This window comes from Maritalea myrionectae (assembly GCF_003433515.1).
In the GTDB taxonomy this organism is placed as follows: domain Bacteria; phylum Pseudomonadota; class Alphaproteobacteria; order Rhizobiales; family Devosiaceae; genus Maritalea; species Maritalea myrionectae.
In genome coordinates this window covers 3,159,518-3,179,206 of record NZ_CP021330.1, presented here as the reverse complement: position 1 = coordinate 3,179,206, position 19,689 = coordinate 3,159,518, and the positions used below count along the sequence as shown (strand labels likewise).

Annotated in this window: 15 protein-coding genes; 9 read left to right on the top strand and 6 right to left on the bottom strand. The window is 51.9% G+C overall.

Going from position 1 to position 19,689, the window contains the following annotated elements:
- Nucleotides 1-37: 37 nt before the first annotated feature.
- From MXMO3_RS15970 to MXMO3_RS15950, 5 genes are all read right to left on the bottom strand, one after another.
- Nucleotides 38-1,492: a glycosyltransferase family 2 protein gene (locus tag MXMO3_RS15970; RefSeq protein WP_027834059.1), complete on the bottom strand. Its 1,455-nt coding sequence runs from the start codon at nucleotides 1,490-1,492 to the stop codon at nucleotides 38-40.
- Nucleotides 1,485-2,528, bottom strand: coding sequence for a HEAT repeat domain-containing protein (locus MXMO3_RS15965; RefSeq protein WP_117396521.1), 1,044 nt, complete (start codon nucleotides 2,526-2,528; stop codon nucleotides 1,485-1,487). The genes MXMO3_RS15970 and MXMO3_RS15965 overlap by 8 nt, the downstream gene beginning before the upstream one ends.
- Before the next feature lie 69 nt (nucleotides 2,529-2,597).
- Nucleotides 2,598-3,785, bottom strand: coding sequence for a response regulator (locus MXMO3_RS15960; protein WP_117396520.1), 1,188 nt, complete (start codon nucleotides 3,783-3,785; stop codon nucleotides 2,598-2,600).
- Between the two features lie 10 nt (nucleotides 3,786-3,795).
- Nucleotides 3,796-4,221, bottom strand: coding sequence for a response regulator (locus MXMO3_RS15955; protein WP_245985767.1), 426 nt, complete (start codon nucleotides 4,219-4,221; stop codon nucleotides 3,796-3,798).
- A gap of 6 nt (nucleotides 4,222-4,227) precedes the next feature.
- Nucleotides 4,228-7,308 carry a CHASE domain-containing protein gene (locus MXMO3_RS15950; protein ID WP_117396519.1) on the bottom strand — a complete coding sequence of 1,027 codons (3,081 nt, stop codon included), beginning with the start codon at nucleotides 7,306-7,308 and terminating at the stop codon, nucleotides 4,228-4,230.
- A 251-nt stretch (nucleotides 7,309-7,559) separates the two neighbouring features.
- Here MXMO3_RS15950 and MXMO3_RS15945 point away from each other — a divergent pair, with 251 nt between their 5' ends.
- From MXMO3_RS15945 to MXMO3_RS15900, 9 genes are all read left to right on the top strand, one after another.
- Nucleotides 7,560-7,949, top strand: a complete 390-nt coding sequence (locus MXMO3_RS15945; protein WP_117396518.1) for a response regulator — start codon at nucleotides 7,560-7,562, stop codon at nucleotides 7,947-7,949.
- A 565-nt stretch (nucleotides 7,950-8,514) separates the two neighbouring features.
- Entirely contained in the window at nucleotides 8,515-10,743 is a 2,229-nt protein-coding gene (locus tag MXMO3_RS15935) for a NosR/NirI family protein (RefSeq protein ID WP_117396516.1), read from the top strand.
- Between the two features lies 1 nt (nucleotide 10,744).
- Nucleotides 10,745-12,658: a TAT-dependent nitrous-oxide reductase gene (gene nosZ / locus MXMO3_RS15930; RefSeq protein ID WP_027834053.1), complete on the top strand. Its 1,914-nt coding sequence runs from the start codon at nucleotides 10,745-10,747 to the stop codon at nucleotides 12,656-12,658.
- A 12-nt stretch (nucleotides 12,659-12,670) separates the two neighbouring features.
- Nucleotides 12,671-13,930, top strand: coding sequence for a nitrous oxide reductase family maturation protein NosD (locus MXMO3_RS15925; RefSeq protein ID WP_205468037.1), 1,260 nt, complete (start codon nucleotides 12,671-12,673; stop codon nucleotides 13,928-13,930).
- On the top strand, nucleotides 13,931-14,830 hold the full coding sequence (locus tag MXMO3_RS15920; RefSeq protein ID WP_027834051.1) for an ABC transporter ATP-binding protein: 900 nt from the start codon (nucleotides 13,931-13,933) through the stop codon (nucleotides 14,828-14,830).
- A complete protein-coding gene (locus MXMO3_RS15915; RefSeq protein WP_027834050.1) occupies nucleotides 14,827-15,648 on the top strand; it encodes an ABC transporter permease in 822 nt (273 codons plus the stop codon). Before MXMO3_RS15920 ends, MXMO3_RS15915 begins: the two co-directional genes overlap by 4 nt.
- The gene (locus MXMO3_RS15910; protein ID WP_117396515.1) at nucleotides 15,645-16,181 is read left to right on the top strand and encodes a nitrous oxide reductase accessory protein NosL; all 537 of its coding nucleotides are present in this window, start codon (nucleotides 15,645-15,647) and stop codon (nucleotides 16,179-16,181) included. Before MXMO3_RS15915 ends, MXMO3_RS15910 begins: the two co-directional genes overlap by 4 nt.
- Entirely contained in the window at nucleotides 16,178-17,089 is a 912-nt protein-coding gene (locus tag MXMO3_RS15905; protein ID WP_205468036.1) for an FAD:protein FMN transferase, read from the top strand. The genes MXMO3_RS15910 and MXMO3_RS15905 overlap by 4 nt, the downstream gene beginning before the upstream one ends.
- A 141-nt stretch (nucleotides 17,090-17,230) precedes the next feature.
- Nucleotides 17,231-18,685, top strand: a complete 1,455-nt coding sequence (locus MXMO3_RS15900; protein ID WP_117396514.1) for an Nramp family divalent metal transporter — start codon at nucleotides 17,231-17,233, stop codon at nucleotides 18,683-18,685.
- Here the strand turns inward: MXMO3_RS15900 and MXMO3_RS15895 are convergent.
- Nucleotides 18,650-19,684 (bottom strand): serine hydrolase domain-containing protein, encoded by a 1,035-nt coding sequence (locus tag MXMO3_RS15895; protein WP_117396513.1) that lies wholly within the window; start codon nucleotides 19,682-19,684, stop codon nucleotides 18,650-18,652. The genes MXMO3_RS15900 and MXMO3_RS15895 overlap by 36 nt on opposite strands.
- Between the last annotated feature and the right edge of the window lie 5 nt (nucleotides 19,685-19,689).

Genomic DNA, 19,689 nt, shown 5'->3' with positions numbered 1-19,689 from the left:
GGCTGACATCTTGTGAGGTGGGGGAAGCGAAATTGCGCTATTCTTTGGTGTCGTTTGCGCCAGTGCGCGGCATGTCGCCCCAACCCTCGACTTTGCGCAAAAATTGCCACCAGCCAACGATGCGCCACCAACTATTGAGTTGTCGATAGCCAAAATTCTCGACTAGCGCCACCAGGCCAAGTTTCAACAGGTCGCGTGCTCTTGGGGAGCGGGCGAGCTCCAGCTCTTCCAAGATCAAGGTACTAACGCTGATAAAAGTGCCAAAAATGAAAAAGATCGCTAGAAATGCAAGCAGAAATGCTTGGTCCAGAATCCCGAGGAAAAACAAAAACGGGAAGGCGACATAGCCGATAAATTCTGCCAGCGGCCCGATCACATCCACCAAAATATTATTGGGCATGGCCAGCATGCCAAAACGTCCATATTTCGGGTTCAAGATCATATCTTTGTTTTTGGACGCCACCTCAAGTGCGCCCCGCTGCCATCGCGTGCGCTGGGTCCGCAAAACCTTTAGTTGCTCGGGTGCTTCGGTCCAGCATACGGGCTCAGGCACATAGCGCATCTTATAATCGATCTTTTGCTCCGCCAAATATCGGTGCAATTTGACAATGAAATCATAGTCCTCACCAATCGTATCTGACGACCACCCACCAACCTTCATTGAAAGATCACGGCGGAAAATTCCAAAGGCGCCGGAAATGATCGACAACATATTCCAGTGGCTCCATGCCAGACGGGCCATGAGAAACGCACGGATATATTCCATCGTTTGCACTAATGGGACAAACTTTGTCGGCAAGTCGATTTTGGTGATGCGCCCATTTTTAACCGTGCAGCCATTGAGCACACGAATGGTGCCGCCAACCGCAACCATGCGTTCGGGCTCCTCCATAAAAGGACGCACGCAGCGCAGCAGCGATTCTGGCTCCAGCAGGGAGTCTGCATCGACAACGCAATAAAGTGGATGCCTTGAGAAGTTTAGCGCTGCATTGACAGCATCTGCTTTGCAGCCTCCATTCTCCTTATCGATCACCACCAATTGCGGATAGGCGGGTGAGCCATAAACCCCGCGCACCTTGGCGTGGGGTAGGGTCAATTCATGGGCACGCGTCATTGGCTTGAGGCCAAATGCGTCAATCATCGCTTGCAAAGTGTTATCTTTTGATCCGTCGTTCGCGACCAGAATTTCCAAATTCGGAAATTGCAAAAACAGCATCGACCGAATGTTGGCAACAATGGTTTGCTCTTCATTGTAGGCGGGGACTAAAATTGACATGGGCATGACTTCTTCTGAAATCAGCAATTGCCAATTGGTTTCGCTGTCTTGTGCCTGCGAGTGCCGTTTCATCTCCGCATAGGCTGCCGGCAGTTGGATGGCGCTGATCAAGTTTTGCAGCAATCCAATAGCAAAAATGACGCCCAAAAACGCATAAACCCAAAAAATATGGGTGAGAAAAAATGCACTGAGCGATTGGGCCATTTGCTCAAGCATATTGTGTTCCACCGTGCTCAAGCATGATTTGCTGGGTCAGCGCCGCGTGCGGACCTTGTGCGTTGGTGTAGGCCAATAAAAGCGCCTCGCCCTTTGACCCTATCTTTAGCAGAGCTTGGGCGGCGTGATAGGTGACCCACCAATCGGTGTCGTCCAGAGCCTCCAGCAAAACAGCATATGTTTGGTCCGTGTAAACAGATCCCAGCGCAACAATAGCGTCTTTGCGCACATCCACGTGCTCATCTTGGGCCAGCAAATGCAGCGTGTCGATCACATCGGTCGCCTGCAACTCGCCCAATGCGCGCGCCACGGCCCGGCGTACCTGGACAGATGGGGATTGGGCATAATCGACGATGTGGGGCGCTGTGGTCATATCCCCCACATTGCCCAGCGCCATGATGATGGCCGCACACCAACTTTCCTCGGTTTGTTGGGGCAGCAAGGCCACCAAAAAGGGTGTTGATTGCGGCCCAAATTGTGTGAGCACGTCCGCCATAAAAGCCGCGTTTGTGCGGTCCATCTTCGGAATATGCTCAAATATTTCGGGCAGCTCTTCATCGTCAGCCCGTTGCGCCAAACCGCGCAAAGCGGCTAGCTGCACGTAAGGATCAGCATGCGCTAAATGGGCGTACAAAGTGCGTTTGCTTTCCGGGTCATCAAGGTTTGAAAGCAGTGTGAGGACTTGAATGATCTGACCCCGTCCACTCTCCCGCACGATGCGCTGCAGCGTGTCACGACCAAGCCAATGATCAACAATTTGCGCAACCCTTTTCGCGTCCTGTCCGGTAACGGATCTCACCAAATCCAATGCAGCCGCCAATGCCAAAGGAAATTCGCGCGGGGAAATGTCAGGCTTTGTTGTGCCACTCAGATCCACTGGACTACTCACCGCGAGCACCAAATATTGCTCGATTTCGTGTCGTCGATCTTTGAACTTTTGCCCCCACCGCGGTAAAAAGATGCGCCGCAGGACAAGTAAAAGCAGAATAGAAATTGCCGCCAAGGCCAAGATGCCGCTCAGCACCCAAATCGACACTAAGATTTGTTCTCTCAGAATATCCCCGCTTTGCTCTTCACGCCCTTAACCTGAAAAGCTGTTTGCGCTTTATGCACCGTACGCGTGAGCGCCCATTGGTTTGCCTTCAACTGCCGCCCGTTCCAACAAGCGTTGGCATCTGAGCACCAGCTCATCCAGGCTAAAGGGCTTGACCACATAGTCTGATGCCCCGAGCTGCAAGCCAGCCATAATATCTTTATTGTCTCGTTTCGCGCTCAAAATCACCACTGGGATATCCTTGAGCGACGTGTTTTGACGCATATTGTGCAGCAGGGCCATGCCCTCAAGGCCTGGCAAAATGCGATCAAGAATAACTAGGTCAGGCTTGATGTCTTCCATATCTTGAAGAGCCTGCAGGCCATCGTCATAGCCGATGCATTTCACGCCAAGCGTGCGGAATTTGGCTTGAAGCAAATTCTGCACTGCCTGATCATCATCCACCAACAATATGGTCTGCTTCAAGTGGGCCAGTCTGGTCTTGAGCTTTTGCGCCACCGCTTCTGCTTTAAAGGGCTTAAGAACATAATCTGAAGCCCCCGCGGTCAGTGAATCCAATACCATTTGCGGTTCACCACTGGCGGTAATCATCACAACGTCCATATGGCGCAGGGTAGCATCCGCCTTGATGTGTTTGAGCAATTCAAGTCCGGTTTTTCCACCCGGCATTTTGTTATCCAGAAGCACCAGATCAAAAGGCATCTTCGCCATAAACTCTTCGGCCTGATCTGAATTCTCGGCCATCGTGCACTCTGCATAGTCGGACATAAATTGCCCGAGCAAACTGCGCGTGTCCGCGTCATCGTCAACGATTAGAACGGCAGGTAAATTCGCCGACGCAGCGGGCTTGGGCGTTTCCGCAGACAGGGGCTGTTCTTCGGTCGCAGGCTGCTGCGCCATGTCGAGCGCTTCGAACTCTGTTCGCGCATCCGCGCACGCATTCAAAAGCGCCAGGATGGCCGGCTGCAAATTCGGATCGTTGGCGCCCACCCGGTCGCGAGCCAAGTCTTCGACAATCAATCCAGTTTCGCTTATGGCGGGGAATTGATAGGTGCGACCGGTGCCAACAAACTTGTGTGCAACCTCTTCCAAATCCTTGAGATCATCGTCGTTAAGATCGTTGGCCTCAAGTTTGGTCAAAACATCAAGAACGATTTCCTCACGTTCCCACAAATCCTGAATATATGTACGTCGCAGCGCGTGCATCGCGTCAGCAAAATTTCCACCCTCACGCTGCATATGTCACCACCTATTCGGTTTTCTTGTGCTGCAATTGAAGATCAAGAATGCCTTGGACCTGATCAGATAATGTCATCGGATCAAATGGTTTGGAGATGACTTGTTTTGCCCCCATGGCCAAGTAGGCTTCTACTTCGGAGGGTTGAACCCGCGCGGTCATGAATACGATGGGCAAGTCAGCGCAATTTGGCAATTCCTTGATGGCTTTCAATGTCGCAGGACCGCCCATATTGGGCATCATGACGTCCAACAACACCAAATCAGGCTGGAAGTTGCGCAAGACATCCAGTGCTTCCGGACCGCTATTGCAAACCGTTACCTCAAAGCCACCAATCGCTTCGAGCGAGGTTTGCGCAATGCTCAAAATATCGTGTTCATCATCAACACATAAGATATGCCCTTTTGGGCCTACGCTATGTTGAGCTGCATTCATCATTTTGATCTAACCAGCCTTACGGATGGATTCTCCATCTTCATTTTCATGGGCTGCCAGTTTGAACTCGACCCAGAAAACAGTTTCCACATTCGGTTCGGATGTATAACCAATCCTGCCGTCCATTTGTTCAACCAACTGCTTGGAGATCATCAGTCCAAGACCTGTCCCGCTTTTCTCTCTGGTTGTCGAAGAGTCAGCTTGCGCGAATTTGGTAAAAATTCGGTTCCGAAATTCATCGGAAATGCCAATACCATTGTCGCTAACGCTGATCCTTGCATAATCGCCATTTTGATCCGCACGCACTTTAACCGTGCCGCCAGCGGGCGAAAACTTAATGGCATTGGAAATAAAGTTGGACAGCACCTGGTTGAAGCGCCATTTGTCGACATTGATGTATAGTCCTGCATCGACAGCCTCAAGCTTCAGATCTGCCTCGAACGTGGCAGCATAGGATCTGTTGTCTTCAACGATTTGCGGCAAAAGCTCATTCAGTTGCACATTTGCGATTTCATAATGCATGCCGCCATTGCCCAGTTTCTCCATATCCAAGATGTCGTTCACAAGAGCAATCAGCCGTGTGCTGTTGCGCTGTGCGATGGTGAGAAGGCCATGCACCTTGGGAGATATCTCGTCCTTAAATGCCCCCAAAATTAGTGATAGTGAGCCAGAAATTGATGTGATTGGAGTGCGCAGTTCGTGGCTGACCGTGGCAATGAACTCGTTCTTGATGCGCTCAGTCTTTTTGCGTTCAGTCAAATTGATCATCTGTTTGATGAAATATTTGATGGACCCGTCCGCATTGTAAACCGGGGAGACATGTTGTTCGACCCAAATGGTCTGGCCGGACTTTGTGATCAATCTCTTCTCAACAACAAAATTCTGTGCAGACCCATTCGCCAGGGACAATAATTGTTCGGCATCGACATCCATATCGTCGGGGTGAGCCAAAAGTATCGAAGGGTCTTGCAGCTCTTCCATCGAATATTCAAGCATGTCGTTGGCGGTCTTGTTCATATGAATCAACTCGCGTTGCGGCGAGATTGATAGGGCCGCAATGGGCGCATTTTCCAGAGTTTGTCGGAACGTTCTTTCGCTCAGCTCCAATGCGCGCTGCGCCTCAACTTGCTCTGTGATGTCACGCACACTTGCCACATAACGGCGCACATCATCCAAATCGAACGCGCTTGCGCCCAGCTCCATCGGGAAGGTGCTTTTATCCTTGCGGACACCGGTTATGGTGATGCCATTGGCCATGCCATTTTCTTCCAACCAACGGCTTTCGCCTTCAAGATAGGCTTTCATTTTGCTGTGGTCACGTTTGAGCAAAAGCGTGTGAAAGGGTTTGCCAATGACATCGGCAGCGGCGTAGCCAAATATGTGCTCTGCAGATGGATTAAACGCTAGAATGCGGCCACCGGCGGAAATCTCAACGATCCCATCCACAACCGTGTCTAGCACCGCTTGTAGTCCCCCGCGTGCCTTGTTGATTTCTCTGGTTTTGCGATCAACTTCGGTTTGAATGCTGGCGGCACGATGCGCAATAGAGACGAGCATAAGCCCCAACAGGCCACCAATCACAATGCCGGTAATCAGGATCAGTTCTGCCTGAAAATCGATCGTGGAGGCTTCAAACGATTTTGTGCTGGTCCACTCGATCGTCCAATCCTGCTGCATGACGTTAAAGGTCCGCACTTTTTTAAAGTGGGGTGGCTCGGCCGCTTTTGCGTCTTGTGTCTCACTTTCAGCATAGATCAATTGGTTCTTATTTGTGGTGGCCCCATCGTAAATGCTGACATTGAATTGCTGACCTTGACTGGCAGTCAAATCACCAAGCAGATTTTTGCCGATGAAAGGCGCATAGACCCAGCCTTGCAAGTCGGTTTCCGGGTTGGTCAGCTCATCAAATACACCGGTTGAATAAATCGGATAGAGCAACAAGAAGCCCGGGGTTTTCTCAGCATCCTGCACCAGTAGAATGCGTTGTGTAATGGCAGACTTTCCGGTTGTGGCTGCCAGATCAGCCGCCGTTCGGCGGTTGGTTTCAAATGCGATATTAAGGCCAACAGCTGGGCCGTTGATTTCCACGGGTTCGATGAATGTGATCACATAGTGGGTGTCGTGATCCACTTCCGGATGAGACCTGAAGTCGGGCATGCCTGACGAGCGCTCGTTGGCGATATAGCGCTCCAAATCGTCAACATCAACGCGCCCAATATAACCAATGCCGTTAATGCCGGGATAGCGGTTGACGACATCCAACGCACTTACATATTGGCGCCATTCGGCACGATTGACCTCCTCAGACGCATAAAAAAGGCCGGCTCCACCAAGAATGGCGTCTTCATACGACAATAGGCGGTTCTTGAGCGCCTTTTCACTTTCTTCAGTGAGGGCATCAAAACGAGCGGTGTTCTTTTCAAACTGGCTGGTGCTTGTGGCATGCCATGCAAAAACCGTGGCTGCAAAAATCGCGAACACCAAAACGGCGATGGCCAAATATTCGCGTCGATTGCGCGTTCGATTTGTTTCCCGGAAAAATTCCAGCTGAACCTTTCCGATAATGAGTGGGAAGAGAGCGATGATGCCCAAGGTGTTGCTGGCAAAGATTTTTAGCGTTGCCAATAGAATGGAATCTGCCGTGCCACCTAAAAAACTGACAATGATCCACGCAATGGCAAGGGAAAGTGCGATGCACCCAACCACAGCAATTATGACAGGCTGGACTTTGTGGGTGGCAAATATGCCACCGGTTTTGACCATAAAATAGCGTTGTATGACATTAGAAACGATTGCGGCAAAGGCCATGGAACTTGCCGCAATCAGCAGCACAATGGCCGGCTTGAGGTTTGGGCCGCCAATCCAATCAATCAATAAAAAATACCCAGATGTGCCGACCAGCATGCCGACCAAGAGGGCAATTGCACATCGTTTTTGGCATGTTAGAAACATCCACGTGGCGATGCCTGTAGGTATCCAAATAAGGGGTATATTTTCGTAATGTGCGGTAAGATAGAGACTTGCGACCACGCCCAATGCCATCAGGATGGCACCAAAAAGCGTTTTTTTCCGGTTCGAAATCATATTCATATGCGCCGACCATTTCAAAAAGACATAACTGGGCGCACATAAAAAGCGAGCCGCATTATACTATTGGGCTCAGAAATGATTTCATTCGGGTTAACATGAGTAGATACAATTATATTTAAGATTAAATTATACCTAGTTAGTATAATATCCTATTTACTTTAATTTTATGAACAATGGGTTTGTAACAATATGTTTTTAAGCTGAGATTATGATCAGTGAGTATTGAGTGCAAAAACCCGACGAGATTTCAGATGGAAACAGTTTTACTGATCGACGATGATGACCAGATTATCGACTTTCTCACGCCGCTTCTGCAAGAAGAGGGCTTTCGCGTTCTAAGCTGTGCCGATGGCGAAGCTGGCCTGAATCTGCTGAAAACAACAACGCCCGATCTCATTGTGGTTGATGCCATGATGCCGCGCATTGATGGTTATCAGTTTCTATGGCATCTGAACGCTTCGCCACAAACGGCTGACATTCCAACGATGATGCTCACCTCACGTGCCAACGCGTCCGATGTCAGCTACGGCAAGTCGTTAGGCGCGGATGTCTATCTCACCAAGCCTTTTCAAGGCAAGGAAGTAATTGCTTGCCTGAACTATCTGCGCGTGGTGTCGCAAGAGGCGCGTAAAACCGTCTAAACTTGGCCAACGTCCCTGTGCGGGTTTCCGTTTTCGCGTGTCCCCAAATGTGACAGGCGCGATCGCCAATCCACAAATCTGTCGCCTTACTTGATCTAGCGCAAAGACCAACGCCCCACCAAGGCGTATTTGACAACTGTAACTAAAAAAGGTTGTCCATGTACGCTTCACGCCCAAAAACCAGCTGGAAGACATTGTGCAAGGCGTTGTACGCGCTATGTGCAGATTTTTTGCTGGCATGTGCGGTAGTGTTCTTGTTGGCCCAACCCTTTGCGGCGCAGGCAGCTCCCTTGCTAGCGGTTATTTGTGATTCACAGTCTGCACTTGTCGTTGCGGTCAATGGTGACGAGGACGCCCCATGTCCCGACTGCGCCAGTTGCGCAATTTGCTTTACCGACTCCGAGCAATCTGGCGGCTTCCCGCCTGAAGGCGCAATGCATTTTCTGACTGTTGCTGCGAACTCTTCCGCCCCGTTTCGATTCCAAACTATCAAAACACCAGCGCCAATCCACAATCAAATGCTGCGAGGACCGCCCGCCAGTACTTGTGATGCACGAGTTTTCTCATGAGCAAATCAAATATTCTTTCCCGCCTTTTATTCCTGCTATCAACGTTAGCGTTGGGCCTTATCCTAAGCGTTTCTACAGCTTCAGCGCAGACCAACCGCCCCGTCCTTGAAAAGTTCCTGTCCAAGACTGACGTTCAGCTTTTTGCGCCTGAAGCGTCTGGATATGGCGACATTCAGCAAGACCTGCCCGTCGCGCCGATCTATCAGGACCAAGACTTGATTGGCTATGCCTTCGTCACTTCAGATTTCGTCGGCACCACCGGCTATTCCGGCAAACCCATTCACGTTATGGCCGCCATCGACCTGGAGGGGAAATTGCTCGGCGCTGAGTTGGTTGAGCACTCCGAACCAATCGTTTTGATCGGCATTCCAGACAGCAAAATCAAAAAGCTCACTGCAAGTTACAAAGGCCTCGATGTCGTTCAGGAAGCGGCTCAAGGGGGATCAGCCCACGAGCTCGACATCATTTCTGGCGCGACGGTGACCATCATGATCATCGACGACTCAATTGTGCGTTCGGCCATTAAGGTGGCACGCGCATTGGGCTTGGGTGGCCTGTCCACTGAAGCGAAGGACAATAGCCCGCAGCGCGAGTTGAATGACGATGAAAGTCTTGTGTCTGACTGGCAAACCATGTCCGGCGATGGCTCTATCCGTCGCCTGACCTTGGATGTCGGTCAAATCAATGAGGCCTTTGTGCAGGCCGGCGATCCACGCGCGATTGAGCGGCCCATCGAAAAAGACCCCGAAACCACGTTCATCGATATGCACGCCGCTTTGGTGTCTGCCCCCAGCATTGGCCTCAGCCTTTTGGGCGAGGCCGAATATGGCAATTTGCAATCCTGGCTGGATGAAGGTGAGCATGCAATTCTGATCGCGGGACGCGGCCTTTATTCCTTTAAAGGCTCTGGCTATGTGCGCGGCGGCATTTTTGACCGTATCCAGCTCATTCAGGGCGACATTTCCGTCCGCTTTCACGATAAAAACCATCGACGGCTCGGCGAAATCGCAGCGGATGGTGCGCCCAGCTTTACTGAGCTGGATATTTTTAGAATTCCGGCAAACGCCGAGTTTGATCCCGCCAAACCGTGGCGGTTGCAATTGCTGGCCCACCGCGAAGTCGGCCCGGTTGAAAAGACCTTTTTGACCTTCGATCTCGGCTATAAATTGCCAGAGCAATATCTAAAGCCTTTGCCGAAAGTAGCACCTGTCGCCTCAGCGGTTGACACCAACGATGATGATGCTGCCCGCGCCGCATTGTGGCAACGAATCTGGCGCGACAAGCAATTTGAAATCACCGTGCTTGGCGTCATGTTGGCGGTGCTCACGGCAACCTTCTTCTTCCAAAAGCAATTCACCCGGAATGCGCGGTTCTTCTATTGGTTCCGCATGAGTTTTCTGGTCGTCACACTTGTGTTTTTGGGCTGGGGACAAAACGCACAGCTTTCCATCGTCAACCTGATGGCCTTGGGCGCAAGTTTGCAAAGCGGCTTCAGTTGGGATGCATTTTTGCTCGACCCGCTTGTGTTTATTCTGTGGTTCTCAGTTGCGGCCGCACTGCTGTTTTGGGGACGCGGCGCATTTTGCGGATGGCTATGCCCCTTCGGCGCCTTGCAAGAAATCACCAACCAGATCGCACGCTTTTTCAAAGTACCTCAGTGGGAACTGCCCTGGGGCCTACATGAGCGGCTTTGGCCGCTGAAATATATGATCTTTCTAGGTCTATTCGGTTTGTCGCTCGTCTCCATTCCGATGGCGGAGCAATATGCCGAAATCGAACCCTTCAAAACAGCAATCATTTTGAAGTTTGATCGCGCATGGCCTTTCGTGGTGTTCGCCACGGTGCTGTTGGGCGCTGGCCTGTTTATTGAGCGTTTTTATTGCCGCTATCTCTGCCCGTTGGGCGCGGCACTGGCCATTCCGGGCCGTATCCGGATGTTTGATTGGCTCAAGCGCTACAAAGAATGCGGCAACCCCTGCCAAACCTGTGCAAACGAATGTTTTGTGCAAGCGATCCACCCCACAGGGGAAATCAACCCGAATGAATGTCTGTCCTGCTTGCACTGCCAAGTGCTCTATCAGGACGACCAGAAATGTCCCGTCTGCATCAAACAACGAAAAGGACGCGAGCGTCGCTCAGCAAATGACACGGCATCAAAGGCGGCAATGGAAGCCCTGCTGAGTAAAAAAAATCCACCGCAAGGCATTAGCAAAAAGGAGAGCTAACATGTCTGACAATAAAGTAAAATCAGCTGGGATTTCCCGTCGGGAACTTCTCACAGGCACAGGTGCCGGCGCGTTTTTAGCTGGCGCTTTGGCAACCACTGGTGGTGCCGCACTTATGGCAACACCTGCGGCAGCAGCGGAAAATGACCATACGCTGGCTCCGGGTGAGCTGGACGAATATTACGGCTTTTGGTCTTCCGGCCAAACAGGCGAATTGCGCATTATGGGCATGCCTTCCATGCGTGAATTGATGCGGGTACCCGTTTTCAATCGCTGTTCCGCAACCGGTTGGGGCCAAACCAACGAGTCATTGAAAATTTTGACTGAAGGTTTGACCGACGAAACCAAACAATTCTTGGCCGATTCCGGCATGAAAACATATGACAATGGTGACCTTCACCACCCTCATATGTCTTTCACTGACGGCACCTATGACGGTCGCTACATTTTCATGAACGACAAAGCCAACACCCGGGTTGCTCGTGTGCGCGTTGACGTGATGAAGTGTGACAAGATCATTGAGATCCCGAATGCCCACGACATTCACGGCATGCGCCCTCAAAAATATCCACGTACTGGCTATGTGTTTGCCAACTCAGAGCACGAAGCACCTTTGGTGAATGACGGCTCTACAATGCATGACGTTTCCACCTACACAAACATCTTTTCAGCCATCGATGGCGACGAAATGAAGGTGTCTTGGCAGGTGATGGTTTCCGGCAACCTTGATAACACCGACTGTGACTATCAAGGCAAATATGCCTTCTCAACATCTTACAACTCAGAAATGGGCATGAACCTTGCCGAAATGACTGAGAGCGAGATGGACCATGTTGTTGTGTTCAACATCAAGGAAATCGAAAAAGGCGTCGCCAATGGTGATGTGGAAGTGTTGAATGGCGTGCCCATTATTGATGGTCGTAAAGGCTCCAATAAGAAATACACACGCTATATTCCAATTCCAAACAGCCCACACGGCATCAACACTGCACCTGACAAACGCCACGTTTGTGTTGCTGGCAAATTGTCACCAACTGTATCTGTGATCGATGTAACCAAATTGGACGCATTGTTTGAAGAAGATATCGATCCACGTTCATGCATTGTTGCAGAACCACAATTGGGTCTTGGCCCTCTTCACACAGCGTTTGATGGCAAAGGCAACGCCTTCACAACATTGTTCTTGGACAGCCAAGTGGTAAAATGGAACATTGAAGACGCTGTGCGCGCTTATGCTGGCGAAGATGTTGATCCAATCATCTCAAAAGTCGATGTGGCCTATCAGCCTGGACACAACTCAACATCCATGGGCGAAACCGCAGAAGCTGATGGCAAATGGCTCATCTCTTTGAACAAGTTCTCAAAAGACCGTTTCTTGAACGTTGGTCCGCTGAAACCTGAAAATGAGCAACTGATTGACATCAGCTCTGATGAGATGAAGGTCGTTCACGATGGCCCAACTTTCGCAGAGCCACACGACTGTATCATTGTGCACCGGTCAAAAGTGAATCCAAACGCTGTTTGGGATCGCAATGATCCAATGTTCGATGATGCCAAAGCGCAAGCTGCGGCCGATGGCGTGGTGTTGGAAGATGGTCACGACACTGTCATTCGCGATGGCAACAAAGTCCGTGTCTACATGTTCTCTGTGGCCCCGGCCTTCTCTTTGGAGAGCTTCACCGTCAAACAGGGTGATGAAGTCACTGTGTATGTCACCAACCTCGATGAGATTGATGATTTGACCCACGGCTTCTGCCTGTCAAATCACAATGTGGCGATGGAAGTTGCTCCCCAAGCTACAGCGTCTGTTACATTCATTGCAGGGCGTCCAGGTGTGCATTGGTTCTATTGCCAATGGTTCTGCCACGCGCTGCACATGGAAATGCGCGGCCGTATGTTTGTTGAGCCCAAATAAGGATTGTCGGTCATGATGCTTCGCCTTCTTGCCTGTCTACTATTGCTATTGAACGTGGCCACCGCCATGGCCCGCGATTGGCAAGTGACGCCTGAAGGCGAGGCATTGTCCGTCATCCTCGAAAAAGCGGAGGCGGGCGATTATGTCCGCCTCGCGCCAGGCACCTATGCAGGGCCGATTCAGATTGACGTGCCTTTGGTTCTGGATGGGCAAGGAAAAGCCCACATCAAAGGCAACGAAATCGGTTCAGTGATTGTGGTCAACGCCACAGACGTTACCGTGCGCGGCATCAAGGTCACGGGCTCTGGTTCCGATGGCCAAAATCGGGATTCTGGTATCGTTACAGCCCAAAGTGCAGATCGAGCGCTTATCGAAAACAATGTGCTGCTCGGCAACCTCGTCGGCATCGATGTTCACGGCACCAAAGATGCAATGGTGCGGGCAAACAAGATTGAGGGCCGGCTCGACCACCGCATGAATGAGCGGGGCAATGGTGTTTATGTCTGGAACGCGCCGGGCTCGAAGGTCGTGGGCAACGACATTCGCTATGGCCGCGACGGCATTTTCGTCAACACCTCGAAACAGAACGAATTCATTGGCAATCGCATGCGCGATCTGCGGTTTGCCATCCACTATATGCACGCGAACAAATCTGTCGTGCGCAACAATATCTCTCTCGGCAATCACCTTGGCTATGCAATTATGTATTCTGATGATGTGGTGATTGAGGGGAACCTGTCGCGCAATGACCGCGATCACGGCATCATGCTCAATTACACCAACAAAAGCACCATCCTCGCCAACATCATCGAGCAGGGCGGTGAAAAATGTGTGTTCATCTATAATGCCCACAAGAACAGTTTTCGCGGCAATCTGTTTTCACAATGCCAGATCGGCGTGCATTTCACCGCCGGGTCCGAGCGCAATAGCATCGTTGAAAATGCCTTTGTCGGCAATCGAACTCAGGTGAAATATGTCGGATCAAAATGGCTCGATTGGAGCGTCGACGGCAAAGGTAATTATTGGTCAGATCACGCCGCCTACGATCTGGACGGCAACGGCATTGCCGACGCGGCCTACCGCCCAAACGATATTATGGACCACGTTTTATGGACGCAACCTATGGCAAAATCGCTGTTGGGCTCGCCCGCTGTTCAATTGATCCGGTGGTCCCAATCTGCTTTTCCCGCTCTGCTGCCCGGTGGCGTGGTGGATCGCCATCCGCTCATGCAACCGGTCCAGCCTGAAATCCCTGAATGGGAGGAATTTTAAATGACTGCTCTCAATATCCAACACGTTGTCAAACGCCACGGAGATCTGGAAACCGTTTCAGATGTCTCGCTTACCGTTGAAGCGGGGGAACGTGTTGCGTTGCTTGGCCACAATGGGGCGGGCAAAACCACCATCATCAAAATGGTGCTGGGCCTGATGCCGATCAGCCAAGGCACGATTGATGTGCTTGGCAATCATCCCGGTTCGGCTGCAGCCCGTCGGCAAACCGGATATCTGCCGGAAAGTGTTGCCTTTCATGGCGCCTTAACAGGGCGCGAGCAGCTGCACCATTTCGCGCGATTAAAATCAGTGCCATTGAAGCAAGCGGATGATTTGCTGGATCGCGTTGGTCTGGGGCACGCAGCGGATCGTCGGATCAGCACGTACTCAAAAGGTATGCGGCAGCGCATTGGTTTGGCACAAGTTGTGCTGGGCCAGCCGAAATTGGCGATTTTGGATGAACCAACCAGTGGTTTAGATCCGGTCAGCCGCCATGAATTCTATGATATTGTCGAAGAGATGGCGCACAATGGGTCAGCGGTTATGCTGTCGTCTCACGCACTTACTGAATTGGAATTGCGCACGGACCGCATCGCAATCCTGTCGCAAGGCCAGTTGGTCGCCAATGATAGTTTGCAACAATTGCGCGAGCGCGCCAGCCTGCCGATCAGGTTTAAAGTCACTGCGTCCACCGACACAATTGAAAGCGTCAGCGATAAGCTCGGCGGCACGCGCGTCAATTGCCAGTCCGTGGAGTTGATGTGCCGCCCCGACGAGAAAATCGGCGTTTTGTCTGCCATCACCGCGTTGGGGCCAGTGGTCAAAGATGTCGATGTGACGCCCGCCAGTCTGGAAGAGCTTTATCGACATTTCTCTCGAATTGAGGAGAAATCATCATGACATCAATCTTGTCGATTGCACGTTTAGAATTGCTGATTGCACGCCGCAACCTTTGGGTCGCCACGGCTATTGTTTTGATGGCCACCTTCAATGTGGTGCTGACCATAGCTGGCAACGCGCCCACAGGCGTGTTGGGCGCTGGGCCGATGACTGTGTCCATCACCTCCATTACAACGCTGTCCGTTTATTTGATGCCACTGATCGGGCTGCTTTTGTCGTTTGATGCCATATCCGGCGAAGCAGAACGCGGCACATTGACCCTTAGCCTGTCCTATCCATTATCGCGGGCAGAAATCTTGTTGGGCAAGTTTTTCGCACACCTACTGGTGCTCGGCGTGGCTGTGGCCATCGGCCTTAGCATCACCGCCGCAATCATCGCCTTTCGTCACGAAGTTGCTGCCACCGAGTGGCGCGCTCTGATCGTGCTCTATTTCACCTCATTGGCTCTGGGGGCCACTTTTCTGGGCCTCGGCTACACCATTTCAGCGCTTGTCAAACAAACCGGGGCTGCGTCCGGCGTCGCCATCGCCTTATGGTTGATCGCTGTGGTGCTTTATGATCTGGGCTTGCTCGGCGCGTTGGTCGCTGATGCAGGCGGCACCTTTACCAAAACCATTTTCCCTTACGCCTTGGTGGCCAATCCAGCCGATGCATTTCGGCTGCTGAACATGCCTGATCAATCCGTCAACATGTTGTCCTCCGGCCTGGGCGCAGCAAGCAGTGCGACAGGGCTGGGCGGCCAACTTGCTTCCTTACTGGTGTGGCCAATTGCGGCCCTCTTGTTTGCGCTTCTAGCCTTCAGAAAGGTCGAGCCATGATCCACGCGAAAAAACTAATCATTATTGCCAGCGCTTTTGTGCTGGCGGGTTGTGCAAGTGAAGCTGCCGTGACGCCAACCCCTGAACCCATCGCTTTGACAGCAGAAGCGGCGGGGCATTATTGCCAAATGATTATTTTGGATCACGAAGGGCCAAAGGCCCAAATGTACCTGGCGGGCATGGAGAACCCCTTGTGGTTCTCGCAAGTGCGCGACGGTCTCGCCTATGTAAAGTCACCCGAACAATCAGCGGAAATTGTGGTGATGTATGTGAACGATATGGGCAAAGCCAAGAACTGGTCCGAACCGGGTGAAGACAATTGGATTCGCGCGGACGAAGCCTTCTATGTGGTGGGGTCTGACGCCCTCGGGGGCATGGGCGCACCAGAACTTGTCCCCTTTGCTGAGGAGGACGCGGCGCTTGCCTTCGCCAACTTGCGCGGTGGGGAAGTGCGCCATTTGCAAGACATAACACAGGACCACGTGCTCGCCCCTGTAGATCATGACGAGACAAACGAAGAGGTTAGCCAATGATCACTCGACGCCGCGTGATTTCTATTTTGGCGGGAGCCGCCGCATTGCCGCTAATCGGGCAGGGTGCTCGCGCCTCAACCTATAAATGGAGTGGTGTTGCACTAGGGGCCAATGCCAACATTATTCTCGATCATGAAGACGCAAAAGCACTCACCCAAAAGGCGCTGTTGGAAATTGCGCGGTTGGAGAAGGTATTTTCACTCTATCTGCCAGATAGCCAATTGGCGCGATTAAACCGAGACGGGGTGTTGGCAGATCCAGCTGTCGAATTGCTCGACCTGATCAATATTAGTGATCGTATTTACCGCGAAACCGCTGGCGTTTTCGACCCGTCGGTGCAGCCGCTTTGGGCGCTGCATGCTCAAAAATATGCCAGGGGTGAACGGCCGACGCCAAACGAGATTGCCACCGCGCGTGGCAGATCAGGGTGGATGGGCATTTCCGCATCGCCATCTCAGGTTGAGTTTTCAAAACCGGATATGGCATTGACCTTTAATGGTATCGCACAGGGATATATTGCCGACAAAGTTGCCGATTTGCTCCGGCAAGAGGGCGTCAAAAATGTGCTGGTCAATACCGGGGAAATCTCGGCCCAAGGTGTCGCCCCAAATGGTATGCCTTGGCCTGTTTCCTTAGCCTACAAAAATGAGCAGCTAAATCTGTCAAATGCGGCCATCGCAACATCCTCACCCAGCGGAACTGCGTTCGATCAAGGCGGCCAAGCCGGGCATATTCTGGATCCGCACACCGGCCAACCCGGCGGCATGTGGCAAAGCCTAAGCGTGGTCGACAAATCGGCAGCGCGCGCAGATGGGCTTTCCACCGCATTTTGCCTGATGAGCCGAGCGAAAATTGAAGCCGTGCCTGGTGAACATAAGTTGATTTTTGGTGATCCCATTCTCACTTAGCCTGAACGGGGCTGGCCCAAAAGCTTCAGATTTGGAACATTTCAGCAGGCGTCGCATTTAAACAATAGCTGCCGTCTGTGGGACGGCGGCTGCATCTTCGCGACAGTGCCCTGAAATTTTAAATCGACGTCCAGAGTCAAAGTGCCACAACAGCCCATTCAAATACGCCCATTTGTGCCAGAAGCACCGCAAGGTAAAAACCGTGTCAAATGGTGGGGACCGGGTATCCTGTGGGCCATATCGTCAGTTGGGTCTGGTTCAATCCTATTCACACCGCGTATTGGCTCAGAATATGGCTACTCGTTTTTGTGGCTGTTGTTGATGGTGTGTTTTCTCATGTGGATTATGATCCGTGAGGCAGGACGCTTTTCGGTGGTCACCGGGCGTACCGTGCTCGATGGGTTTAGCACCTTGCCCGGCCCCCGCAACTGGGCTTTGTGGTTGATTTTCGTGCCACAATTATTTGCTGCTGCTGTCGGCGTGGCAGGACTTTCTGGCTTGGCAGGCAGCGCCCTTAAGACTGTCTTGCCGGGCGGCTTGGTCTTGTGGTCGATCGCATTGCTCTGGGCTTCAGTCTTTCTTGTGGGGTTCGGGGGCTACAAATGGGTCTCCCGCGTGGCGCAGATTTTTGCGCTAATCATGGTTGTGGTGACCTTTTTGGCTGCCCTTCAATCAAAGCCTGATCTGCAAAGCTTCACCGCGGGCCTTGCCCCCAACATTCCTGACAATCTCGACATCCCTTTTATCTTGCCTTGGGTCGGCACCATACTCGCCGGGTCCATGGGAATCTTGTGGTATTCCTATTGGGTGGCCACCAAAGGTTATGGCGGTGCTGTGGGCGAGTTGCATAAGGGCGAAGATGTCGACGATGTTGAAGAGGAAGGCCGCTCTGAAAAGGACTATTATGCTGCGATAGATGGCTTGAAAGCCTGGATGCGCACCATGTCGAACACCGCGCTTATTGGCGTGCTGATCGGCACATTGACAATCACCAGTTTTCTGGTGTTGGGCGTTGAACTGCTCAAGCCTGAGGGTATTGTGCCGTCGGGTGTAGATGTGGCGCTGCAACTCACAAAACTTCTTTCTGAAATTTGGGGATCACTCGGCTATTGGGTCATGATGATGGCGATTGTCGTTATTTTGGGCGGTAGTGTTATTGCCAATCAGGATGGCTGGGCTCGCTCCTTTGCCGACATCACTTTGCTTTTGCCGCTCAGTGGTTACGAAAAAGGGGGCGATGAACAGGTCAAGGAAAAAGCGCCACCGAAATGGATGCACCCCATGGTGTTTTGGCGTCCGTCCAAAATGGGATATCGGCAAGCGCTGAAAATCTTTTATCTCGTGAGCATTACCGGCGTAGCCTCGACCGCGCTGATCCTGGCCATTGGAGACCCGGTGAAAATCATGTCATTTTCCGGCATCATTGCGGCTGTGCACACGCCGTTTATCGTGTTCACCACCTTTGCGCTCAATCTCAATCTGCCCGATGGCGTGCGCCCAAGACTGGTCACCAATGGGCTGATGGTTGCGGCGGGATTGTTTTACACCGTCTTTATGGTGCTATACGCCATAAACTTTTTTAGCGGTGGCATGTAATTCAGCACGGAATGTGCGCATCGCCTCAATCGTATCGCGGTACGACAGATAGACCCTGTTTGTGAGCGCGATCACAATCAGTTTGGAATGCGGCTCCATCCACAAAGACGTTCCGGTAAATCCGGTATGGCCGACAGCGCCGGGGAAAAACTGATCGCCACAACTGCAGCCCAAAATATCGGGATCATTAAATTCAAAGCCGATCGTGCGTGGGGTAAGACCCGGACCGTTGCCGTTTTCAAAAATCAACGGATCTGCCGCATCGAGAAGTGCGCAGGAGATATTATGTACGTCTGCCGCAGTCGAAAAGAGGCCCGCATTGCCCACCTTGCCGCCCAATCGGCGAGCAGTGCTATCATTCACGACACCGCGGATAAATCCGCTGGAGCGAATGGCAGGCACACTTGGCACAATTTCGGGCAAATGCGGTGCGGCTTCCAAAGGACTGAAGAAGGTGTGTTGTAGCTTTTGTGGCCCAGCAATATGCGCGGCAAAGGCTTCATCAAGCGACATATCGAGCACCTGCTCAATAATCCGCCCCAGCAACAAATAGCCAAGGCAAGAATAAATCACCTTTTTGCCCGGCGCATAGGCGAGGGGCATTTGATAGATCAATTGCCATGCGGCGTCAGCACTGTCTGCCTGTTTGGCCAAAGGGGCCTCTGCGGGCAAGCCGGCTTGGTGCAAGGCCAGTTGGCGTACGCTGATGGAAGTGTGCCGCCCGGCGATAAATTCGGGCAGATAATCGCTGACAGCGTCGTCTAATCCGATACGATCTTCCCGCACCAATTGCACCAGCAGATTGGCGGTGGCCAATGGTTTGGTGAGCGACGCAAGATCAAACATTGCGCCTTTCTTCAACGGGGCAATATCGCTCCCCTCCATAAAACCGAAGGCTTGATGGAAGCGTACTTTGTCCCCAGTTGCCACCAATATCTCCGCGCAGGGAAATGTGCCCCTGGCGATGTGGCGCTGCACCAAATCTTCAATCGTGGCCATGGTGT

Excerpts from the sequence above, each read along its gene's own strand:
- MXMO3_RS15945 (WP_117396518.1), top strand. The coding sequence starts at position 7,560 with ATGGAAACAGTTTTACTGATCGACGATGATGACCAGATTATCGACTTT.
- MXMO3_RS15935 (WP_117396516.1), top strand. The coding sequence starts at position 8,515 with ATGAGCAAATCAAATATTCTTTCCCGCCTTTTATTCCTGCTATCAACG.
- nosZ (WP_027834053.1), top strand. The coding sequence starts at position 10,745 with ATGTCTGACAATAAAGTAAAATCAGCTGGGATTTCCCGTCGGGAACTT.
- MXMO3_RS15915 (WP_027834050.1), top strand. The coding sequence starts at position 14,827 with ATGACATCAATCTTGTCGATTGCACGTTTAGAATTGCTGATTGCACGC.
- MXMO3_RS15905 (WP_205468036.1), top strand. The coding sequence starts at position 16,178 with ATGATCACTCGACGCCGCGTGATTTCTATTTTGGCGGGAGCCGCCGCA.
- MXMO3_RS15920 (WP_027834051.1), top strand. The coding sequence starts at position 13,931 with ATGACTGCTCTCAATATCCAACACGTTGTCAAACGCCACGGAGATCTG.
- MXMO3_RS15960 (WP_117396520.1), bottom strand. The coding sequence starts at position 3,785 with ATGCAGCGTGAGGGTGGAAATTTTGCTGACGCGATGCACGCGCTGCGA.
- MXMO3_RS15970 (WP_027834059.1), bottom strand. The coding sequence starts at position 1,492 with ATGCTTGAGCAAATGGCCCAATCGCTCAGTGCATTTTTTCTCACCCAT.
- MXMO3_RS15925 (WP_205468037.1), top strand. The coding sequence starts at position 12,671 with ATGATGCTTCGCCTTCTTGCCTGTCTACTATTGCTATTGAACGTGGCC.
- MXMO3_RS15955 (WP_245985767.1), bottom strand. The coding sequence starts at position 4,221 with ATGATGAATGCAGCTCAACATAGCGTAGGCCCAAAAGGGCATATCTTA.
- MXMO3_RS15950 (WP_117396519.1), bottom strand. The coding sequence starts at position 7,308 with ATGAATATGATTTCGAACCGGAAAAAAACGCTTTTTGGTGCCATCCTG.
- MXMO3_RS15910 (WP_117396515.1), top strand. The coding sequence starts at position 15,645 with ATGATCCACGCGAAAAAACTAATCATTATTGCCAGCGCTTTTGTGCTG.
- MXMO3_RS15895 (WP_117396513.1), bottom strand. The coding sequence starts at position 19,684 with ATGGCCACGATTGAAGATTTGGTGCAGCGCCACATCGCCAGGGGCACA.